Origin of the sequence: Salicibibacter halophilus (genome assembly GCF_006740705.1) — a bacterium.
Classification (GTDB): domain Bacteria; phylum Bacillota; class Bacilli; order Bacillales; family Marinococcaceae; genus Salicibibacter; species Salicibibacter halophilus.
Window position 1 is genome coordinate 3577977 of record NZ_CP035485.1, and the last position, 20872, is coordinate 3598848.

17 protein-coding genes, 1 tRNA gene and 4 pseudogenes are annotated in these 20872 nt (G+C 44.8%); 15 read left to right on the forward strand and 7 right to left on the reverse strand.

Translation table 11 applies throughout. The features are described 5' to 3' along the window. The first annotated feature begins 134 nt into the window (after positions 1–134). Positions 135–356, forward strand: a complete 222-nt coding sequence (locus tag EPH95_RS19015) for a hypothetical protein (RefSeq protein ID WP_160141840.1) — start codon at positions 135–137, stop codon at positions 354–356. 123 nt (positions 357–479) lie between these two features. Here the strand turns inward: EPH95_RS19015 and EPH95_RS17625 are convergent, their stop codons facing one another. Further along, positions 480–1172 (reverse strand): B3/B4 domain-containing protein, encoded by a 693-nt coding sequence (locus EPH95_RS17625; RefSeq protein ID WP_142091258.1) that lies wholly within the window; start codon positions 1170–1172, stop codon positions 480–482. Between the two features lie 82 nt (positions 1173–1254). Here EPH95_RS17625 and queG point away from each other — a divergent pair. The 6 genes and pseudogenes from queG to EPH95_RS17655 all read left to right on the forward strand — a co-directional run bounded on the left by queG (position 1255) and on the right by EPH95_RS17655 (position 7297). Further along, positions 1255–2408, forward strand: a pseudogene (gene queG, locus EPH95_RS17630) (tRNA epoxyqueuosine(34) reductase QueG). Positions 2409–2455: 47 nt separating this feature from the next. Beyond that, entirely contained in the window at positions 2456–2965 is a 510-nt protein-coding gene (locus EPH95_RS17635) for a methylated-DNA--[protein]-cysteine S-methyltransferase (protein WP_142091259.1), read from the forward strand. A 211-nt stretch (positions 2966–3176) separates the two neighbouring features. Next, entirely contained in the window at positions 3177–3989 is an 813-nt protein-coding gene (locus EPH95_RS17640; protein ID WP_142091260.1) for an amidase domain-containing protein, read from the forward strand. 80 nt (positions 3990–4069) lie between these two features. Beyond that, positions 4070–4542 (forward strand): annotated as a pseudogene (gene trmL / locus EPH95_RS17645) (tRNA (uridine(34)/cytosine(34)/5-carboxymethylaminomethyluridine(34)-2'-O)-methyltransferase TrmL). Between the two features lie 333 nt (positions 4543–4875). After that, complete coding sequence (locus EPH95_RS17650) at positions 4876–5178, forward strand: antibiotic biosynthesis monooxygenase family protein (RefSeq protein ID WP_142091261.1); 303 nt, start codon at positions 4876–4878, stop codon at positions 5176–5178. 218 nt (positions 5179–5396) lie between these two features. Further along, positions 5397–7297: pseudogene (locus EPH95_RS17655) on the forward strand (PrkA family serine protein kinase). Positions 7298–7345: 48 nt separating this feature from the next. Here the strand turns inward: EPH95_RS17655 and EPH95_RS17660 are convergent. Then, positions 7346–8143, reverse strand: coding sequence for a hypothetical protein (locus EPH95_RS17660; protein WP_142091262.1), 798 nt, complete (start codon positions 8141–8143; stop codon positions 7346–7348). 345 nt (positions 8144–8488) lie between these two features. Here EPH95_RS17660 and lepB point away from each other — a divergent pair, with 345 nt between their 5' ends. From lepB to EPH95_RS19565, 4 genes and pseudogenes are all read left to right on the forward strand, one after another. After that, positions 8489–9028, forward strand: coding sequence for a signal peptidase I (gene lepB, locus EPH95_RS17665; RefSeq protein ID WP_142091263.1), 540 nt, complete (start codon positions 8489–8491; stop codon positions 9026–9028). A 159-nt stretch (positions 9029–9187) separates the two neighbouring features. Further along, positions 9188–10360: a sporulation protein YhbH gene (gene yhbH, locus EPH95_RS17670; protein ID WP_142091264.1), complete on the forward strand. Its 1173-nt coding sequence runs from the start codon at positions 9188–9190 to the stop codon at positions 10358–10360. Between the two features lie 274 nt (positions 10361–10634). Beyond that, positions 10635–10976, forward strand: a complete 342-nt coding sequence (locus EPH95_RS19560; RefSeq protein WP_142091265.1) for an NTF2-like N-terminal transpeptidase domain-containing protein — start codon at positions 10635–10637, stop codon at positions 10974–10976. 2 nt (positions 10977–10978) lie between these two features. Next, positions 10979–12708 (forward strand): annotated as a pseudogene (locus EPH95_RS19565) (penicillin-binding transpeptidase domain-containing protein). A gap of 391 nt (positions 12709–13099) precedes the next feature. Here the strand turns inward: EPH95_RS19565 and EPH95_RS17690 are convergent. Both EPH95_RS17690 and msrA read right to left on the reverse strand, forming a co-directional pair. Then, positions 13100–13176: transfer RNA gene (locus tag EPH95_RS17690), tRNA-Pro, on the reverse strand. 77 nt (positions 13177–13253) lie between these two features. Further along, positions 13254–13787 (reverse strand): peptide-methionine (S)-S-oxide reductase MsrA, encoded by a 534-nt coding sequence (msrA, locus tag EPH95_RS17695; protein ID WP_142091268.1) that lies wholly within the window; start codon positions 13785–13787, stop codon positions 13254–13256. 222 nt (positions 13788–14009) lie between these two features. Here msrA and EPH95_RS17700 point away from each other — a divergent pair, with 222 nt between their 5' ends. The 3 genes from EPH95_RS17700 to EPH95_RS17710 are packed head-to-tail and all read left to right on the forward strand — an operon-like array spanning position 14010 to position 18100. Next, positions 14010–15470 carry a phospholipase D family protein gene (locus EPH95_RS17700; protein WP_160141842.1) on the forward strand — a complete coding sequence of 487 codons (1461 nt, stop codon included), beginning with the start codon at positions 14010–14012 and terminating at the stop codon, positions 15468–15470. Positions 15471–15492: 22 nt separating this feature from the next. Next, a complete protein-coding gene (locus tag EPH95_RS17705) occupies positions 15493–17238 on the forward strand; it encodes a phospho-sugar mutase (protein WP_142091270.1) in 1746 nt (581 codons plus the stop codon). Positions 17239–17260: 22 nt separating this feature from the next. Next, positions 17261–18100, forward strand: coding sequence for an arylamine N-acetyltransferase (locus EPH95_RS17710; RefSeq protein ID WP_160141843.1), 840 nt, complete (start codon positions 17261–17263; stop codon positions 18098–18100). A 10-nt stretch (positions 18101–18110) separates the two neighbouring features. On the opposite strand, the gene EPH95_RS19570 is transcribed toward EPH95_RS17710, so the two are convergent. After that, entirely contained in the window at positions 18111–18275 is a 165-nt protein-coding gene (locus EPH95_RS19570) for an acylphosphatase (protein ID WP_264371967.1), read from the reverse strand. Beyond that, positions 18223–18480 (reverse strand): acylphosphatase, encoded by a 258-nt coding sequence (locus tag EPH95_RS19885; protein ID WP_405127402.1) that lies wholly within the window; start codon positions 18478–18480, stop codon positions 18223–18225. The genes EPH95_RS19570 and EPH95_RS19885 overlap by 53 nt, the downstream gene beginning before the upstream one ends. Before the next feature lie 53 nt (positions 18481–18533). Between EPH95_RS19885 and EPH95_RS17720 the strand changes: the two genes are divergently transcribed. Beyond that, a complete protein-coding gene (locus tag EPH95_RS17720; protein WP_142091272.1) occupies positions 18534–19928 on the forward strand; it encodes a SpoVR family protein in 1395 nt (464 codons plus the stop codon). Between the two features lie 309 nt (positions 19929–20237). Here the strand turns inward: EPH95_RS17720 and EPH95_RS17725 are convergent, their stop codons facing one another. Then, entirely contained in the window at positions 20238–20789 is a 552-nt protein-coding gene (locus EPH95_RS17725) for a LemA family protein (RefSeq protein WP_160141844.1), read from the reverse strand. Positions 20790–20872 lie beyond the last annotated feature (83 nt).

Below are 20872 nucleotides of genomic sequence, written 5' to 3' on the forward strand. Positions count from 1 at the left end.
AATGTGAGTGGTGTGTTTGAGATATTTTTCTACTCGCGGACCTTGAAAAGAGCTAAGGGAGCGAACGGATGCGAACGTTGGACACGCCAGTCTATCATCGTTACAAAGAGAAAACAAGGTCAGATTCCGAAACCATGCACGGCATCGGCATAAAAAGAGAGCACAGCTGTGTTGGGAAGCCAAAGCAAGCGCGGATAACGGATGGAACAGGGCTTCTGTTTGGTTTTCTTTGCCACTGTTTTTCCACGCACGGTTCAATTTTTGTCGTCTCGAAACCCATCGATGCTTTTCTTTGTACTTTGTTTGCCTTTAAAGTCATTCCCCGTGAGTCATACCAGCGTTTTGAAGGTTCATGACAACGGTCACGGGATTAATGTTTGCTTACCTGATTTGAACACATAGGGAAAAATTTCTGGTATCTAGTCCCGTCTTTGCCTCACCATCAGAAAGGGTTTCAAAACCCCTGTCGGGTAGAAGTTTCACTTTATCTCCGGTCGATGCTTGGAAAGCACGGCCGTTTCTACATGTCCGCCGTGCACTTGTTGGAACATTTCGCCGATGTTATCTGTAAGGGCATGCGCATCGTTCTCGGATAATGACGGACGTAAATAAAGCAATTGCAAGATGTGTTTCGTGTTTGAAGAGACAGCGCTATGTTTGCTGTCGACCATCGGGCTCCCGAAGGCTCCGTAATGATCCACATTTGTTATTTTGCCTTTCATATGATTTATCCTTCCGTTTAACCCTTCATACTCATCCGTATCTTTTCCTGTTCGAACTTCAACAGGTCCCTGCACCTGTTCCAGGTCATACAAGCCAATTGGCATTTGATAATAAAGGGAAAAAAAGTTATTCAGCACGATTGCCGAGGAATCAGATGACGGTAAGCCTTTGCCTTGTTTCAAGCGTCGAAAGAGTGCTTCATGGGATGGACGATAACGTGTTGGGTCGGCACCTATTTGTTTAAATACTTGCCTCCACTCCTTGACGCCTTCATAATAGGTGATGGGTTGTTCGGACAAATCCAGTTCGACGGTCTTTTGAAACAACTCGATTCGCCCTTTCAACTCTTTGGGCGGCGAATCGATGATAATGGATTCGTATTGAATACAACCGATCTTAAAAGAGGGAACGTATTTCTGCAAGTCGGGATGCAGTGATATCGTAATCATAGAGCATACATCTCCTTCGCACTCGTAAATGCCTCTATTCTAACATATACAAGGAATGTTATGGAGAGAAGGTGAAAGACCCATGACAAACGCCCAGCTAAAAGAAGAGCTGATTGCATACAGTAAAAGCATCGGCATTGACAAAATCGGCTTTGCCAGTGCAGATCCATTTTTGACACTGAAAGAACGGTTAAAAACGCAACAACAACTAGGGTATCAATCAGGTTTTGAAGATCCGGATATTGATAAACGAACAGAGCCGGAACGTTTACTGCCTTATGCAAAAACGATTATCAGCATTGCCCTTGCTTATCCGGCGAAGCTTGAAAATCCTCCAAAAGGGGTGAAAGGCAAAAGAAGAGGAATTTTTTGCCGAGCATCTTGGGGAGAAGATTATCACCACGTCCTCAATGATCGTCTGCAGAAATTGGAAGCCTTTATCCATGAACGCGTGCCGAGCGCAAAGATGGCGTCCATGGTTGACACGGGTGCTCTATCGGACCGGGCAGTTGCCGAACGTTCCGGAATCGGCTGGAGCGGAAAAAACTGCGCGATCATTACGCCTGAATTTGGCTCGTATGTTTACCTTGGGGAAATGATCACGACAATTGCATTTGAACCGGACACACCGATTGACGATCAATGTGGAACATGCAATAAATGCGTGGATGCATGCCCAACAGGCGCACTCATTCAAGGGGGCAATTGGATTCAAATAAATGCATCGCTTTCCTAACGCAGACAAAAGAAATGATACCCGAGCGTTATAGAAAGAAAATCGGCAACCGTTTGTACGGCTGTGACACATGCCAAGTCGTCTGCCCTGAAAATAAAGGAAAAGGTGAAGAATATCAGCCGGAATTTACGCCTGATCCGGAAAAAGTGAAACCTGAGTTGCTTCCATTGCTCTCGATGTCAAATCGGGAGTTCAAGGAAAAATACGGAAAAATGGCGGGCTCTTGGCGGGGAAAAAAACCGATCCAACGAAATGCGGTGATGGCGCTGGGCCATTTTCGCGAAAAAGGGGCCGTACCCAAACTGCAATCGTTACTTAGTGAAGATCCTCGCCCCGTCATTCGTGGTTCTGCGGCGTGGTCGCTTGGGGAAATAGGGGAGAGCGAAGAAGATAGCTATGCAGTGTTACAGGTTGCTAATAAACGGGAAGACGATGCCTCCGCGCGCGAAGAGATTCAAAAAGCCCTGTTGAAACTGAAAAAGGAAGTAGAGCATTCGTAAGTAGTAAACATACCTGACCTGCTTTTGCGGGAGAAAGGGCGTTATATATGGAAGAACCAGTGAAATTCACAGAGATGGAAACCCCGATCGGCGTCCTCACCCTCGTTGCAACCGAGAAAGGTTTGTGCCAATTGCTGTTTGGAGATTTTAACGAAACTGGTGCAAAAATACGGATGCGGATGGCAAAAAGAAATATGCGCAGGGAAATCATCCGGTACGATGCCTATTTTAGGGAAACCACAAAGCAGCTGCAGGAATATTTTCATGGAAGACGAGAGATGTTTGACTTACCGGTGGATATGCAGGGGACCACTTTTCAAAAAAGCGTCTGGGAAGTATTGCAACGCATCCCTTATGGAGAAACACAGTCGTATAAACAAGTAGCGATTGCAATTCACTCTCCAAAAGCCGTGCGCGCGATAGGGTCGGCGAACAATAAAAACCCGCTTCCCATTATTATTCCGTGCCATCGGGTGATCGGAAGCAATGGAGCGATTGTCGGCTACGGCGGCGGGATTGAAAAAAAGAAGAAGCTATTGGAATTGGAAGGTGCTTAGATGGGCTAAAGCGATGGCTCATCTTTTTTTGTACGTAAGCGTAAGCCAAATTTTCTAATCGTCGGTGATGTTTTTCACAGTCGGGCATAATGTAGTGTCAGAGTGATTCTGCGGAGGGGGGAACAGGTTGGATAGGGAGACGCAAAGGCTATTCGAAAAGCATCTCATGCAACTAAACCAGTGTCATTTAGATGGCACGAAGGTTAAATCGATGACAGTTGATGAGCGCAAATGCTTTGAACGGGAGCAAAAACGAATGAAACAGATCAATACACGTGTGTTGAAGATGAGTGGACAGATTGTCCCTTATCGATATACATCATGCGGCGATGATCGCACCATTCATTATATGTATGATTATGCTCGGTTTGTCCTTGCCAACGAAAGCTTTTATCTCGAGGAATCAAGGGAACATCGACGGTCTGTTTTGAAAGGAAAAAAAATCATCCAGGATAAACGTTTGCCGACGTCAAAATCGGTCGAGATGAAAAAAGAAGCATCCGAATCCTCGGGAAAGTCATTTGAACGAACCTCCCGTTATAACCGACTGGAAGCGGTAAAGTACGCGGAGCGTTGGTGGAATGCTTACAACCCTCAATATCATCATTTTACGGATAATTGCACAAATTTTATTTCCCAGTGTTTAAAGGCAGGGGGGGCACCGATGCATGGTGCTCCTCAGAGAGACAAGGGCTGGTGGTATTCGGGGGACAACTGGAGTTACAGTTGGGCGGTGGCCCATTCCATGCGCTGGTATTTAAGCGGTGCTACGAACGGACTGACGGCGAAAGAGGTGGAACGGGCGTCTGATTTACAACCCGGGGATATTATTTGTTATGATTTCGATGGTGACGGCCACTGGGAGCACAATACGATTGTTGTCATGAAAGACGGAAATCATGAGCCACTTGTGAATGCCCAAACCGAAAACAGCCGAAATCGATATTGGAGCTATGAAGACTCAACGGCTTGGACGCCGAATATCGCGTACAAGTTTTTTCAGATTAATGACCGGTTGATGTGAAAACAAGGCTTTCCGGCCACCCGGGAAGCCTTAATTATGCTATACTATTGCCGTGAAATCATGCAAAGGTGGCAATTGGAATGAGTCTACATATTGTTTTACATGAACCGGAAATTCCCGCTAATACAGGGAACATTGCCCGAACATGCGCGGGAACCGGGGTGTTTCTCCATTTAATTCATCCATTGGGGTTTTCGACGGAAGACCGCATGTTAAAACGTGCAGGATGCGATTATTGGCCGCATGTCCTTATCACGCATCATGATTCCCTCGATGCATTTTAGCGGATAAAAAGAAAGAGAATCTTTACTTTGTGGAAACAATCGGGAGTGTGCCACATACCTCTTTTGATTACCGAGATGTTACACAGGATTATTATTTTATATTAGGAAAAGAAACAAAAGGACTGCCTGCGAATATCGCAAGCGAGTATCCGGACCGTTGCATTCGTTTGCCGCAAAATGATCAAGTGCGGTCGCTCAATCTTTCGAACGCTGCCGCCATTGTTATTTATGAAGCATTGCGGCAGCAATCGTTTCCAGGGCTTGATTAAAACAAAAACACCCTCGGCACTGTCGGGTGGCAAGGGTGTTGGCATTCTTTATTGTTGATGCGATTTTGAATTATGGCCGGCTGTCCACATGGAGATGAGAAAGGCAAGGCAGACGCCCAGTATTAATAATATGTTCATAACGAAAGGCCTCCTTTTGCTATGTAAGCTCGCACTTAACGATATTGTGTCCCTTATTATAACGGAATTGACCAGGATTGTATACGGGAACTTTGACAAAACCAGAACACTCCCCATCCGTACATTGCCAAGCAACGACTTGAAAAGCTATACTTATTATGGGATGAAATTACATATAGAGGAGGCGACGCTACGATGTATGTGGTGATGAATGAACTGAAAGTGGATCCTGATCAAAAAGATGGCCTGAAAGAGCGTTTTGAAAAAAGTAAAGACCGGATGAAGGATGTACCGGGTTGTTTGGAGTTTCTTTTCTTGGAAAGTGAAGAAGAAACGGATACGTTAGTCGTTTATACGAAGTGGGAGACCAAAGGAGATTACGAGAACTGGTTGGAAAGCGACGCGTTCAAAAAAGCACACGGCGGCAAATCATCGAGTGAACAACAACCATCAACGACAAATCGCCTTCGTTCATTTGAAGTCGTTTTCCATACGTGAGCCCCCTTCTAACAACTCGGTTTATGCCGAGTTTCTTTTTTTGATTGTACGGACGACCTTTTTTCTCGAACGGTTATCATGCTCTGCTTCCCTGCATAGAATGCAAAGACACTAGCAATTAATCCTAGCCCGGAGTTCCCTCACGAGGACTCCCGGCTTCTTTATCATTCACCGTTCTAAAAGGACTGAGGAAGATTCATTAAAAGGGAGGCCAATCGGTGGATATTTTAGAAAAAATGCAAAAGCATCGCAATGACCAAGAGATTTTAAAGTGGGAAGGTACGTTTAAAGAGTACTTGGAAATGCTGAAAAAACGGCCGGAAATCGCGCAAACGGCCCATTCGAGGGTATATAACATGATCAAAAACCAAGGGGTGGAAGAGGAAAAAGAAGGAGATGGAAAGCGCTATCCGTTCTTCAGTAAACATCTTTTTGGGCTTGAAGATTCCATTGAAAAACTGGTAGAAGAATATTTTCACTCAGCGGCTAAGCGCCTCGATGTACGGAAACGGATTCTGTTACTTATGGGCCCGGTCAGTGGCGGAAAATCAACGATTGTGAACTTATTGAAGCGTGGCTTGGAAGATTATTCTTACACAGATGAAGGGGCTGTTTATGCTATAAAAGGCTGTCCAATGCAAGAAGATCCCCTTCATTTAATCCCTTATCACCTTCGCGGTGAATTTTATGAAGAGTATGGAATTCGAGTGGAAGGGGCACTTTCTCCGCTTAACACAATGCGTTTGGAAGAAGAGTACGGGGGTCAGGTCGAAGATGTAATGGTGGAGCGTGTATTCTTTTCCGAGGACCGAAGAACCGGCATCGGCACCTTCAGCCCGTCCGACCCAAAATCGCAGGACATCGCGGACCTTACCGGTAGTATTGATTTTTCAACGATTGCCGAATATGGCTCGGAATCCGATCCGAGAGCCTATCGTTTTGACGGGGAGTTGAACAAAGCAAATCGCGGGCTGATGGAATTTCAGGAAATGCTGAAGAGTGATGAGAAATTCCTCTGGCACTTGCTTTCTTTGAGTCAAGAAGGTAATTTTAAAGCCGGGCGCTTTGCCTTAATCAGTGCCGATGAAATGATCGTTGCCCATACCAATGAAGCGGAATATCGTTCTTTTATCAATAATAAGAAAAACGAAGCATTGCAATCAAGAATCATCGTCATGAACGTCCCCTATAATTTAAAAGTGACCGAAGAGGAACGCATTTATGATAAAATGATCGCGGAAAGCGATATGAAGCATGTGCATATTGCGCCTCATGCCTTACGGACAGCAGCGATTTTCTCCGTTCTGACAAGGTTAAAGGAATCGCAAAATCAGGGCATCGATCTCATGAAAAAACTCCACCTTTATGATGGCGAGATCGTGGAAGGGTTTAAAGATCAAGATGTCAAAGATTTGAAAAATGAATATCAAGATGAAGGAATGTCCGGGATTGATCCCCGTTATGTCATTAATCGTATTTCATCCGCCATTATTCGAAAAGATGCGACATCCATTAATGCTCTGGATGTGCTGAGGTCATTGAAAGAAGGCCTGGATCAACATGCATCGATCAGTAAAGAAGATCGCGAGCGTTATAAAGATTTTATTGCTGTCGCCCGTCGGGAATATGATGAAATAGCAAAAAAGAGGTCCAAAAAGCATTCGTATATTCGTATGAAGAGCAAGCAAAAACACTTGTCAATAATTACTTGGATAACGTCGAGGCATACTGTAACAATCATACGATTTACGATCCGATTACAGGGGACGAATTAAGTGCCGATGAAAAGCTCATGCGTTCCATCGAGGAACAAATCGGCATTTCCGAGAATGCAAAAAAAGCGTTTCGTGAAGAAATTCTCATCCGCATATCGGCTTATGCACGCAAAGGGCACAGATTCGATTACAATTCCCATGAACGGCTTAGGGAAGCGATTCAAAAGAAATTGTTTGCCGACTTAAAAGATGTCGTAAAAATAACCACGTCCGTGCAAACGCCGGATGAGGAACAATTGAAAAAAATAAACGAAGTGATCGCTCGTTTAGTCGATGAGCATGGGTACAATACGCACTCCGCAAATGATCTTCTCAAGTACGTCGGCAGCTTGTTAAACCGATAAGCAAAAAAGAGTGGGGCACTTCCGCGCCTCACTCTTTTTTTTAAAAGGTTAATGCAGCTCATACACCCCATACTGGTGCGGGTATGGCAGCAGCGGGTGCACAGGCAAGAAAAATGAAGGGGTGGTCACGGGAGGAATAACAACTTCCTCTTCATTATAAGGATCAAGTTGGCGAATCACATAAGCTTCATCCCGTTCGCCTTCGATATCGACTGGGAAGACACTATAAATTCGCTCGCTTTCTGTGGGTTCTTCATCATCTTCGTCTTCATCTTCTTCACCGGAATCGAACCTAAAAGTATGATTTTCTACCAGGTTCGGTGGTTGCCACTCATGATGGTCCGCATTAATGTAGAACGATTGCTTGTACCCCCGCTCCATTGTGGACCCACTTTGACTTTCCAATGAAGGGTCGATATACAAGTGATATAATCCGCCGGTTTCATAGCCGTCGGTCGGAGGAAGCACTTGAATTTGCGATGGAGAAGAAATGAGAATGACATTATCTTGTTTTTCATTTTCATCATCCACGACATAAATTAAATCATTGCTCACATCCTCATCCGACACGTCTTCATCGAATTCCAGCGTCCATGTATAACGGTCGTGGACATCAGTTGTTGGCAGCTGTTCGTAAGTTTCTCCATTCCTTTCCTCGAACAATTGTACATTTTGAACATCTTCAGGAACCGTCGTTTTTGCCTGTGGATGGGTTTTTGTATGCAAAATGCCGTCTTGGTCATCTTGTGAAGGATAGGAGAGTGAATAAACGATGTTCCATCCATGGTCTCCTTCATAAGAATCGACAATGGAAATTTGGTATCCCGTATTTGGATGTGGCCCCAATCAAGTGCCACTTGATCCCCCTCCCGCTCCATTTCAACTGCAGGAGGGACATCATCCGGTTGATGATAAGATACTTGGGAATCGGCAAGCTCAGGAATGGTTAATAAATGGACAAGCAAAAAAGACATGAGCCAGCGCTTCATATTTTCACCTCATTGGTGCCCTTGTTTATTTAGTCGTAAATATAGGGCACACGTTACATACCTATCCATATTCTTTACAAAAAACAGGAAAAATGCAAGCAAAAAATCAAAAAGTGTGTAACAAATTGAAGGAAGCTATCGTTTGTCGTGGGAATGAATGAATGGTACATTTAGATAGTGGAATGAAAATGGGGGAATAGATGTGAACAAGATCGCGAAGGAACTTTGGGATTGGGTTGCGACGTTTGCGGTTGTTATCATTATCGTATTAATTGTTCGTACGTTTTTCTTTGCAAACTATATGGTCCATGGAGAATCCATGATGCCGACAATTGAAAGCGGAGAGCGAATGATTATTAATAAAATCGGTTATGAAATCTCGGAGCCGGACCGAAATGATCTTGTCGTCTTTAACGCGACCGAAGAAAGCGATTATATTAAACGGGTGATTGGGATCCCCGGAGATGAAGTGCGGTACGAAGATGACACGCTATATATTAATGACGAAGCCGTGGAAGAGCCATTTTTAGAAGATGCGTATAATGGGGAAATCACGGAAGATTTTACGCTCGAGGAAGTAACGTCCGAACCGGTTGTTCCGGAGGATCATTTATTTGTGTTGGGTGACAACCGAAACAACAGTCAGGACAGCCGTAACATCGGGTTTGTTTCATACGATGATGTGGTCGGAAAAGCCAGTCTCAGGTATTGGCCTCTGAGTGAATTTACGTTTATGGAGTAAAGACCTGTAATGGGTCTTTTTTTCTTTAAAAATAATAACAATTCTAAGATTCTGCTGCATACGATGGTATAACACGACGTGTCCGAGATGTCGTGAAAGGAAGTGTTCCTCGGTACAAAAATTTTCAGCAGTCAAAAAAATCCCGGAGGAGGGGTTTAGTTGAGTAACAATCGGCAACCACCTTTTGTCATTTCTGAAGAAAATTGGTCCCTCCATCGAAAAGGCTATCAAGATCAACGGAGGCATGAAGAAAAAGTCCAGGATGCGATTCAGAAAGACTTACAGGACCTCGTTACAGATGAAAGTATCGTGATGTCCAATGGAAGAGATATCATTCGTGTTCCCATTCGATCGTTGGATGAGTATAAAATCCGGTATAGCGATGATAAAAATAAGCATGTCGGCCAAGGGGACGGGGATAGCGAAGTCGGTGACGTAGTCGCGCGTTCGGGGAAACAAAAAGGGCAAGGCGGTCAAAAAGGCTCGAAACCCGGGGACCAGGCAGGGGAAGATTACTATGAAGCGGAAGTGTCCATCTCGGATCTTGAAGAAGTATTGTTTCAGTATTTGGAATTGCCCAATTTACAGCCTAAAGACGATGATAATCTAGTCGTTGAAGATATTGAATTTAATGATGTGCGAAAACAGGGGCTGTTGGGAAACATCGATAAAAAAAGGACGATCCTTTCGGCATTGAAACGAAACGCGATGGAAGGAAGAGCAGGCATTAACCCCATTTATCGCGACGACTTACGATTTAAGACATGGAATGAAAAGGAAAAGCCTGAATCGAAAGCGATTATATTGGCCATGTTGGATACGTCCGGGTCAATGGGGAAATGGGAGAAGTATATTGCGCGCAGTTTCTTTTTTTGGATGACGCGTTTTCTGCGGACGAAGTATGAATCGGTGGAGATTGAATTTATTGCCCATCATACCGAGGCAAAAGTGGTCGATGAAGAACAGTTTTTCTCAAAAGGGGAGAGCGGGGGAACCATTTGTTCATCCGCCTATGAATTGGCGTTGGAACGGATTGAAAACCATTATGACCCACAACTCTACAATATTTATCCTTTTCATATTTCCGATGGGGATAATTTAACATCGGACAATAAGTATTGCTTGCAATTGCTTAATGAAATTATGGAGAAGGCGAATATGTTCGGCTATGGGGAAGTGAATGCGTACAGCCGTCATTCCACGTTAATGAATGTCTTTCAATCCATTGAAGACCCCAGGTTTCGTTATTATATTTTAAAAGAGAAAAGACACGTTTTTAATGCTTTGCAATGGTTTTTTCGCAAGGATCAGGAAAACACGTTGGCACAATAACCATCACAAAGCACGGGCTCAAAGCGAGCACCGTGCTTCTTTTAAGGCATTGAAAAAGATTTCGGAACAGTAAAACAGTAACATTTGAACCGCAAAAAACTTACGGCAAAGGTGTGGGAAAGGAAGCCAAACAGAGGTAGGGGAAGAATTTCTGAAGGACAACACTGGTAATATGTTCTCAATTCACCATCAAGGTTAAACGGGTCTTTTGTTTGAAACAATAGGTACATAGAGTTACAATCACAACTGTGAAAATATTTAAAAGGGGATTAAAATGATGAACATTAATCGAAGGGCACTCATGTATTTTACGCAGAATAAAATGCAGATTTTTCTCGGCTTGCTCTTCATGCCAGTTCTTACAGCTTGTTCGGATGATCCACAGCCTGAAGCAGCTTTTGATACTTATGCATCAGATTGGGAAAATGAAGATTTCGAAAACATGTATGAACAATTGTCTTCAGATACATTGGAGAATGTTTCTTCTGAGGATTTTGTAGACCGTTATAAAGATGTTTATGAGGATATTCAAATGAGTGATCTAACCGTTCAACCTAACTATCCAGAGGAATGGGAAGTGGGCGAAGAGGGGAGGTTCAATTCCCGATTGATGTGACTATGCAAACACTAGCCGGTGAAGTTTCTTTTAGCCAAGACGTGCAGTTGAGCTTGGAAGAGCGAGATGATGAGAAAAATTGGCATGTGCACTGGGATCAACAACTCATCTTCCCTGAAATGGAAGAGGATGATCATATTGGTGTCAACACAATGGGAGCTGAGCGGGGAGAAATTTATGACCGGCACGAGAATGGACTGGCTATAAATGGAACGATTTTACAAGTTGGAATGGTTCCGGAGCGTATGGAAGACGAGGAAGAAGAATCCATCGAGGATTTGGCTGAGCAGTTGGATATTGCGGAAGAGGATATTGAATCACAGCTAGACCAAGAGTGGGTGAATCCGGACAGCTTTGTTCCGCTCCATGCCATGCCTGAAGATGAACAAGATTACATAGAAGACGAATTGATGGAAGACATTTCCGGAGTTACGTATCAGCCGGAAGAATCACGCGTTTATCCTTATGAAGAATCTGCCGCTCATCTGGTGGGTTATATCCGGGAGATTACAGCAGAGGAATTGGAAGAACTGGAAGAAGAGGGGTACGATTCACATGATTTACTCGGTGTGACGGGGATAGAATCCTTGTTTGAAGATGAACTGAAAGGAGAAACAGGCGGAGAGGTTTACACTTATGAGGAAGACGCGGAAGAACCCAAGGAAACCATTGTCGAAAATGAACCCAATGATGGCCAAGATCTACATTTAACGATTGATATGGAATTGCAGGAGAATATTTTTGAGGAATTTGACGATGATAGCGGTACAGCAACAGCCGTGCACCCTGCGACAGGTGAAGTATTGGCAATGGTTAATGCACCGGCTTATGACCCCAATGTTTACGTAGCGGGTCAAAGTGGCGACATGCATGCTGAATGGGAAGATGATCCGGATCAGCCATTGCTGAATCGTTTTCAATACACATTTTCACCCGGGTCCACCTTCAAACACATGACAGCTGCCACAGCTTTGGAATCAGAAACGATTACATCTGATGAGGCGTTTGATATCGAGGGACTGGAGTGGCAAATGGATGAATCATGGGGGATTACGAGGTGACACGTGTGACAGATCCCGAGGAACCAGTAGATCTAAGGGATGCGCTCGTATTTTCAGATAACATTTTCTTTGCGCAAACCTCGTTGGAAATGGGAGGGGATACCTTTGAGGAAGGTATTGAGAATTTTGGTTTTGGACAGGATATCCCCTTCACATACCCGATAGAATCCTCAACATTAACCGAGGACGATACGTTTGAAAACGATGTCTTGTTGGCTGACAGTTCCTATGGCCAGGGAGAGGTACAAATGAGCCCGCTCCATTTATCCATGACTTACACCCCATTTGTAAATGAAGGAGATATATTGGCGCCTGTTTTGTTGCAAGATGACGCTGACGAGGCAGAAGTGTGGGACGAAGGTGTGATGGAATCTGAAACCGCCGATACTATATTACAAAATTTGATCGAGGTCGTTGAGGAATCCGATGGTACCGGGCATGACGCACAAATCTCCGGAAGGACGCTAGCGGGGAAAACCGGTACCGCCGAATTAAAGGAGAGCCCGGAGGATGACGATAACGATCAATTAGGCTGGTTTGTCGCTTTTGACGCAGACGAGGCTGACTTGTTAGTGACGATGATGGTCGAAGACGTGCAAGAACAGGGCGGAAGCGGTTATGTTGTTCCGAAAGTGGGGGATATCATCGAGGAATATGAGTCATTAGATTAGTCCTCGGGATTGGGTTTTGAAGACTCCTTGTGTTGCACGGGATCCGAATGAGTCCTCAGAATGCGGTTTGGCGGACTTAAATCGTTGCGCGGGCCGCAAATGAGTCCTCAGGATTGGGGTTTGGCGAACGCATCATGGTTGCCGAGCGCCAATTGAGTCCGCAAGTGCAACAAAACACGATAGATTCAACATCCTTTTCCTCTTTCCATGAGTGTCGCAACGGGTCATGATTGTTTTGGGGGGCATAATAAAACGAATGATTAACGAGTAGCAGAAGCAATGTCGCACGTAACCGCCCGAAAGGCTACCAATCCGTTACCACTTGACCCCGGAACATGAAAAATGCGAGTTTCGACAATCGCCGAAACCCGCATCATATAAGTATTTTTCATGGTCGGGATGACAGGATTTGAACCTGCGACCCCAAGCACCCCATGCTTGTGCTCTACCAAGCTGAGCTACATCCCGCCGTCCGCTCCATTGCTTATTATAGTATGGATCCTGCGGATAGGGCAAGCTTTTATTTTCAAAGCTTCACTATCCGGTCATTCGTTCGAAGGCCAATATTTACGGATAAATGCTTCGCGGCCGGATGCAGAGCGGTCTTGTTTGTATGCTTCCGGTTGTTTTTTGTAAAATTGTTGGTGGTTTTCTTCGGCTTCATAAAAGGTTGCGCCTGGTAAAATTTTTGTGACGATAGGCGCTCCGTTAAATTTTCCGCTATTTTCAATGGCCTCTTTTGACGCTTGTGCTTGGCTGCGCTGGCTTTCTTGATGATAAAAAATAGCAGTTCTATATTGCGGCCCACGATCGTGGAACTGGCCGCCGTCATCAGTCGGGTCAATTTGTGCCCAATAAAGGTCCAACAGTTGTTGATACGAGAATTGATTCGGATCATATGTGATTTGAACGGCTTCATAATGGCCGGTACTCCCATTTTTAACACTTTCATACGATGGACGTTCGACGTGACCGCCCGTGTAGCCGGAACGGACGTTTAAAATGCCGGGCATCTCTTCAAAAGGCTGCACCATACACCAAAAACACCCTCCCGCGAAAGTGGCTTTTTCGTTTTCCATGCAAAATTCCTCCCATAGCGACAACTGTCTCGAAAAATCATAACATAAAGGCAAGGTGACATCATAATACAACACACGGTCTTTCGTGTTAAAATAAGTAGGTACATATTTACGCTATTAAGCACTTGTGAAATATCAAGTGTGGCCGGCCAGACACAAGTGAGCCTTTCTTTCAGGCTTTTTGCCATAGGCAAGGATTCCATTCCGGAAAGGATGTGCGAGATGAAGGTGAATCACAGACTTGAACGGAAACCTTTAAAGCGTTATCAAGCCGCGAAGCTCATTAGTGTATTACTCGTTGCCTATGCCGTGGCTATGTTTTATGGCCTGTTTAAGCCCTTGCCGGCGAATATTTCTTATGAAGGACGTTGGCATGAAGATACCGAAGCGGAAATTTTGTTTGATATTACACATGAAAAGGATGAAGACAGGCAAGAGGAACATGAGATCTTTACACATATTGAACAGATGATTTCGGAAGCGGATGACTTTATTGTGGTTGATATGTTTTTATTCAATGACGAATACGACCCTGATATGTCATTCCCGGATCTTGCTTCTTGGTTTAGTGATCGATTAATTGAAAAACAGGAAGCAAATCCCGACCTTACGATTGTCGTGACAACGGACCGCATTAACAGTTTCTATGGCTCGCGCACGCCAGATCATATTCAACGTTTGGAAGAAGCGGGCATCCAGGTGGTTTGGACGGATGTGGTTCCTTTACGAGACTCCAATGTCATCTATTCCGGTTTGTGGCGTACGGTCTTTCAATGGTTCGGCACCCCAAAGGGCGGGTGGTTGCCAAGTCCGTTTGACCCTGAGGCTGAACCTGTCACTGTACGTTCCTATTTGGATGTCTTGAATTTTAAAGCGAACCATCGCAAAGTCGTCCTCAACGAAAGAGAGGCGCTTGTTACGTCAGCTAATCCCCATGATGCCAGTGCGCACCATTCCAATGCTGCCCTGTCGGTAAAAGGGGAAATCGTGAACGACTTTATCGAGAGTGAGCGAGCGGTCGCTGAAATGTCAGGGGCGGATACCACCCCTTTTGACAATATGCAGTATAATGCGGAAGAGAATCATTCTTCAGATGGTGTAGATGCAAAACTAATCACCGAAGGTGAGGTGAAGAATGAGCTATTGACTTCGATAGAAGAAGCGGGAAGCGGAGATGATATCTGGATTGGAATGTTTTATATTTCGGATCGTGATGTCATCCAAGCATTGAAAGATGCAGCGGATCGCGGGGCAAATGCCCGACTCATACTTGATGCCAACGAAGAATCTTTTGGCCATGAACGGATTGGAGTTCCCAATCGCCCGGTTGCAGAGGAATTGCAACGATACGCTGAGAATATTGACGTACGTTGGTATAATACAGGCGGCGAGCAATATCATACGAAAATGTTTTACATGACCGATGGGGATACGGCGGTGGTCAATGGCGGATCAACGAATTTCACGCGCAGAAACCTGGATGACCTTAATCTGGAATCGAATGTTATACTTAAAGCCCCCGGCGATCACGCTCTCATGCAGGACATTGATGACTATTTTCATATGCTGTGGACGAACGATGGAAGCCATTATACTGATGATTTCAGCGAGCACGGGGAAGTAGCAATTTGGAAGCATTGGTTGTACCGCCTGCAAGAATCAACCGGGCTTTCATCTTTTTAGAAAAGGGAAAGGAGACTTGAACATGTACGACACGATAAAACGATGGCGGAATGGATTGCAGGATGACAGGCAATTAAGCGCCGAGCTGGAAGCGCTGATTCGTAGGGAAGACGAAGCGGCATTGGAAGATTGCTTTTACCGTGGCCTCACCTTCGGCACCGGCGGGATGCGCGGGGAGCTTGGGCCGGGACCGAATCGGATGAATCGTTATACGGTGCGAAAAGCTGCTTTAGGATTAGCCCGTTACCTTAAGGCAACCGAGGAAAAAGCAAAGGTGGCCATCGCGTTTGATTCCCGGAAAAACTCCGACCTTTTTGCGACAGAGGCTGCACGCACCCTTGCGAGAGAAGAGGTAGAAGTCGATCTCTTTTCCTCGTTAAGGCCTACCCCTATGTTATCGTTTGCTGTTCGAGAACTTGAAGCTTCTGCCGGCATCATGATCACCGCGAGTCATAATCCGGCAGAATACAATGGCTTGAAAGTGTATGGCAGCGACGGTGCACAATTGACGCCGGCGCCTGCCGAACAGCTTATTGAATATGTTGAGGCTATCGAAGATGAACTGACAATCCCAATTGCAGATGAAGAAGAGATGGAAGAAGGCGGCCTTATCCATACATTATCCCCGGAAATGGATAACCGGTACGATCGAGCACTTGGTTTTATCTTCCGGCAGCCCGAAATGGGAAAAGAAAATGGAAAAGGCATACAAGTTGTATTTAGCCCACTCCATGGCACGGCATTGGAACCGTTAAAGCGCGCTTTCGAAGCGAATGGTTATACGAATGTACATATTGTCCCTGAACAAGCGGAACCGGACCCAGGCTTCTCTACGGTGACGAAACCGAACCCTGAGGAGGCAGAAGCGTTTGCATTGGCAAAAGATTTGGGAAGAAAACGGCAGGCAGACTTGTTGATTGCGACGGACCCTGATGCCGACCGTTTGGGAGTGGCAGTTCCCGATGAGCGGCATGAAGGGGGTTATCGTCTGTTGACTGGGAATGAAACCGGCTTTCTTCTTCTCGATTATCTGTTGGCACAAGATGCAGAAGGTTTGCCTGTCAATGGAAAAGTGCTGAAAACGATTGTTACTTCTGAAAGCGGACGTGCCCTTGCCGATCATTACGGTGTAACATGCGAGGATACTTTGACCGGCTTTAAATATATTGCAGAGAAAATGAAACGTTTTGAAGATGGCCTAGAGGACGGGACATTCCTGTTTGGCTATGAAGAATCGTATGGATACTTGCTGGCACCGTTTGTGCGTGACAAAGATGCGATACAAACGGCAGCGGCAGTGACGGAAATGGCTCTATCGGAAAAGCGAAAGGGACGTACACTAACAGAAAAATTGACAAGTCTTTACGAAAGGTTCGGTTATTTCCGGGAGGAAATTGAATCGATTACGTTGAAGGGGAAAAAGGGAGAAGAACAAATAGAAGCATTGCTGGCATCTTTGCGCGAGCAACCGCCCATATCTTTCGGGAAAGAACAAGTTGTTTCCGTCATCGAAGATTATGAAAGGGGCGATGCGCTCTCCGTTGAAAGCGGAAAGCGAACCTCCCTTCATTTACCGGTTTCGAATGTGCTTAAGTACAAATGTGAAGATGAATCGTGGGTATGTGTAAGGCCTTCGGGTACGGAGCCGAAAATGAAATGCTACTTCGGAGTGAAGAAATCAGCCTCCTCCGAGGCCCATCAAGCACTTGCGGAACTCCGAGAAGCCGTAATGGCCGAGATTCATCTGCGATTATCCAACTTTAATTGAAGGAAAGCGCCAGGTGATGGGAATGGAATGGGTGCATGATTACTTGAAATTACTGGGAATTTCTGAGAAACAAGCATCTACGCCTTATTTAAAGCATTTATTAAGCGCACATCGACATGTCTTTCCTTTTGAAAACATTGGTAAACTTGTTTTTCATGATCAAGCCAGTGTGACAGAAGATGTTGAACACTTTTTATGGCGATATCGACGTTATCATACGGGGGGGACGTGCATCATCCTCAACCTGCAATTTTCCAGGCTATTAAAAGCCCTCGGTTTCCAAGTGTTTTTCCTTAAGCCGGGCGGGGATCATATGGCTCTCCTTGTTTTAGCTCCTGAAACCGGGGAACCGTTGTATGTAGACGTTGGAACACCTATCCCGCTGTTAACGCCATTACCTTTAAATAAGCATAGACAAACACATGTCCCCCTTTTTGCCGGGGAAAAAGTAATTTTGATGGCCGGCGATCAGGAAGGGGAGTACACGTATATTCGGACGATTGCAGACCGAATCGTGGATCGAAAATGGGCCTTTTCCATCGACCGCCGTTATTACTTATCTGATTTTCGGGACACGATCCGACAATCCTATCAGCCCGATGCCCAATATATGCAACAATTGCGTTGTGAAAAGTGGGATGTAAGGAAAAGGCGCATGTTATCACTAAAAAATAAAGAGCTAACTATGCGCACGCATAATGGGGGGAAAATAAAAAGAAGCATGAAGTCGCGAGAAGATTTGCTGGAGGTTCTCGCAGAAACCTTTTTCCTGCCTAAACTTCCAGCGAAAAAAGCGTTGGATAAACTGGAAGAAAACGGCCATTTGCTATGGAATAAGGATCGTCATATCTCTTCTTTTTAGAACACGTGCTTTAAGATCGAATGGAAAACTGTTGACCGTGTTGAATAGCAGCGTCATCCTCTATTTCTACACGCTCCACACGCGAAAACGTATTTCCCTCTTTGACGGTTTGGATAAATTGTTCAACGGTTGTCTCTGCGCCTTCTACAGCGAGTTCCACTGCACCATTTTTCACGGTTTCTCACCCAGCCGTAAAGATGGTTTTTTTCTGCTTGTTCATGTACAAAACTGCGGAACCCGACGCCTTGAACAGCGCCGTAAACGACTGCATAAATACTTTTCATCATGTGTTGCCTCCCTTGTGGTAAATGTGGCGCCCCACTTGTGTTTCCTCTCTGTTGCATTACCTCTAACGGACGTTTATCAAACATGAGATGCATTCCCTGGCTTGTGTGAACATATAGATAAAGATAGAAACAGGAGGGGGATGGAAATGTCTGTAGGTGAGTTGCGTCAACTGGAAAACAAAATCGAGGCTATCACAGAAATCGCCAAGGGGTTTGGCCTGGACTTTTTTCCGATGCGTTACGAGGTTTGCCCGGCAGATATCATATATACATTCGGAGCGTATGGAATGCCGACACGCTTTTCCCATTGGAGCTTCGGCAAACAATTTTACAAAATGAAGGTGCAGTATGATTTGGGGCTAAGCAAAATTTATGAACTCGTCATTAATTCCAATCCTTGTTATGCATTTTTATTAAATAACAACAGCTTAATCCAGAATCAATTAATCGTAGCTCACGTTTTGGCTCACAGCGATTTTTTTAAGAACAACTACCGTTTTCGCCAAACAAGGCAAGACATGGTGGAAAGCATGGGCGCCACGGCTGAACGAATTGCAAGCTATGAACAAGAACACGGGAGACAAGAAGTTGAAACGTTTTTAGATGCCGTGCTTGCGATTCAAGAGCATGTCGATCCGAGTATGATTAAACGCAGGCGTGAAAATGTGCAAGAAAAGGAGTTCGATCCGGTCTCGGCTCCATACGCAGATTTATGGGAACAGGATGAGCCGAGGAAACCGCAAGAGAAAAAGAAAAAACAGAAGTTTCCGGCAGAGCCTGAAAAGGACATCATGTGGTTTATTGAAGAGAATAGCTTGGAACTGGAAGAGTGGCAAAGGGATATCATGACAATGATGCGTGAAGAAATGCTTTATTTTTGGCCGCAGATGGAAACGAAAATCATGAACGAGGGATGGGCATCGTATTGGCATGCACGAATTATGCGGGAGATGACGTTAAACTCATCGGAAACCATTGAATTTTCCCAATTGAATGCGAATGTCATCACTCCTTCAAAAACCTCCATCAACCCTTACTACCTGGGGTTAAAAATATTTGAGGATATAGAGGAACGCTATGACAACCCGGATGAGGGAATGAAGGAAAGAGGGGTTATCCCAGGCGGCGGACGGGAGAAGATCTTTGAGGTGAGAGAGCTGGAGACAGATCAATCATTTATTCGCAATTATCTAACGCAAGATTTTGTTGAACGGGAAGATTTGTACGTATTTGCGAAGAAGGGAAGCAACTATGAAGTAGTGGATAAAGATTGGACGAACATTCGTGATGAATTGGTGGCATCGCGGGTAAATGGCGGTTTTCCCCATATCACGGTAACCGACGGGGATTACTTGAAAGCGGGGGAACTGTTTTTGACTCACAATTATGAAGGCACGGAGCTGGACGTCGATTATTTGGAGAAAACGCTTCCTTATATTTATCAACTGTGGGGCCGTCCCGTTCATTTGGAAAGCGTCATTCAAGCAAAACCGACCGTTTTTACATTTGACGGGAGACGCGTGCAGCGGAAAACGAAATGAAAATAGGATGCCCATTTGACGACGCCGGTGCTAAGTGTGGGGAGCACCGGCTCGTTTGTCCCTAAACAAAAAAAGGCGACCTCGTAAGGCCGCTCAAAGATCAACATACACGCATCAAGAAGGGTACTAAAAAGTTAGCAGGGGTCTTTAAATGATTGGTGCAAGATTTAAAGAACACTTATGCCCTGTCTGCTAATAATATAGCATAGTCCGTATAATAGTACCATTTTGGATCTCAGGGAAATGTAGCGCTTTATCCGCCGTTTCCGCTTTTTTATTCGCGGTATATCGTGTTTAATATTCATTTAGTTATATTGCATGGTCGCTAGACGATAAACGATGCACGGTTTCATCAAGCATGAGCTGCGGTTTAAATTGATGAACGTTCGCTACATATTTTGTCGGGATAACAGTGAGGCTTTTATTATATTTTTCAACGGCATGGTTATAGGATTGACTCGCTGTTTCCAACAAAGTAAGCGTCGTATTCAAGTCTTCGCTGATTTCCGTAAGTTCAGGGTCATTTAGATCCTCGTCATCATCCAGTTGTTCGAATAAAAAAGTCATCCGGTCGTTGAGAATGCCGAAAGCATGCAATTGGTCGCCCCGTTCATTTGCAGGGTCTTGCATATCCTCCATAACTTTTTCAAGTGACTCTGTTGTTCCTGTTGGTAACTTGCCGTGCTGGTCAAGGATCGCTAAAAAGTCATTCGTGGACTGTTCCACACGTGAAAGTAAGTGCGTAATCCGTTGCCAACGTGTTTCCATGCGGGTAACAAATTTTAAAAGTACGGAATACCCGGCAAACCATACGAGTAAAGTAACGACGATTACAATGCCCAGTATAATTGCAAACCCCAAGACAAGGGATCCTCCCTTCTCTTCAAATTGCTTGTACAAGGATAAATGTTCATGTCCCAAGTATATCATATAAATTTCCTGAT

Coding starts and splice junctions, on each gene's coding strand:
- EPH95_RS17720 (WP_142091272.1), top strand. CDS start 18,534: ATGTCTGTAGGTGAGTTGCGTCAACTGGAAAACAAAATCGAGGCTATC.
- EPH95_RS19885 (WP_405127402.1), bottom strand. CDS start 18,480: ATGCATCTCATGTTTGATAAACGTCCGTTAGAGGTAATGCAACAGAGA.
- msrA (WP_142091268.1), bottom strand. CDS start 13,787: ATGGAAAACGAAAAAGCCACTTTCGCGGGAGGGTGTTTTTGGTGTATG.
- EPH95_RS17640 (WP_142091260.1), top strand. CDS start 3,177: ATGACAGTTGATGAGCGCAAATGCTTTGAACGGGAGCAAAAACGAATG.
- EPH95_RS17705 (WP_142091270.1), top strand. CDS start 15,493: ATGTACGACACGATAAAACGATGGCGGAATGGATTGCAGGATGACAGG.
- EPH95_RS17625 (WP_142091258.1), bottom strand. CDS start 1,172: ATGATTACGATATCACTGCATCCCGACTTGCAGAAATACGTTCCCTCT.
- EPH95_RS17650 (WP_142091261.1), top strand. CDS start 4,876: ATGTATGTGGTGATGAATGAACTGAAAGTGGATCCTGATCAAAAAGAT.
- EPH95_RS17700 (WP_160141842.1), top strand. CDS start 14,010: ATGAAGGTGAATCACAGACTTGAACGGAAACCTTTAAAGCGTTATCAA.
- EPH95_RS17710 (WP_160141843.1), top strand. CDS start 17,261: ATGGAATGGGTGCATGATTACTTGAAATTACTGGGAATTTCTGAGAAA.
- EPH95_RS17635 (WP_142091259.1), top strand. CDS start 2,456: ATGGAAGAACCAGTGAAATTCACAGAGATGGAAACCCCGATCGGCGTC.
- EPH95_RS19560 (WP_142091265.1), top strand. CDS start 10,635: ATGATGAACATTAATCGAAGGGCACTCATGTATTTTACGCAGAATAAA.
- EPH95_RS19015 (WP_160141840.1), top strand. CDS start 135: ATGCACGGCATCGGCATAAAAAGAGAGCACAGCTGTGTTGGGAAGCCA.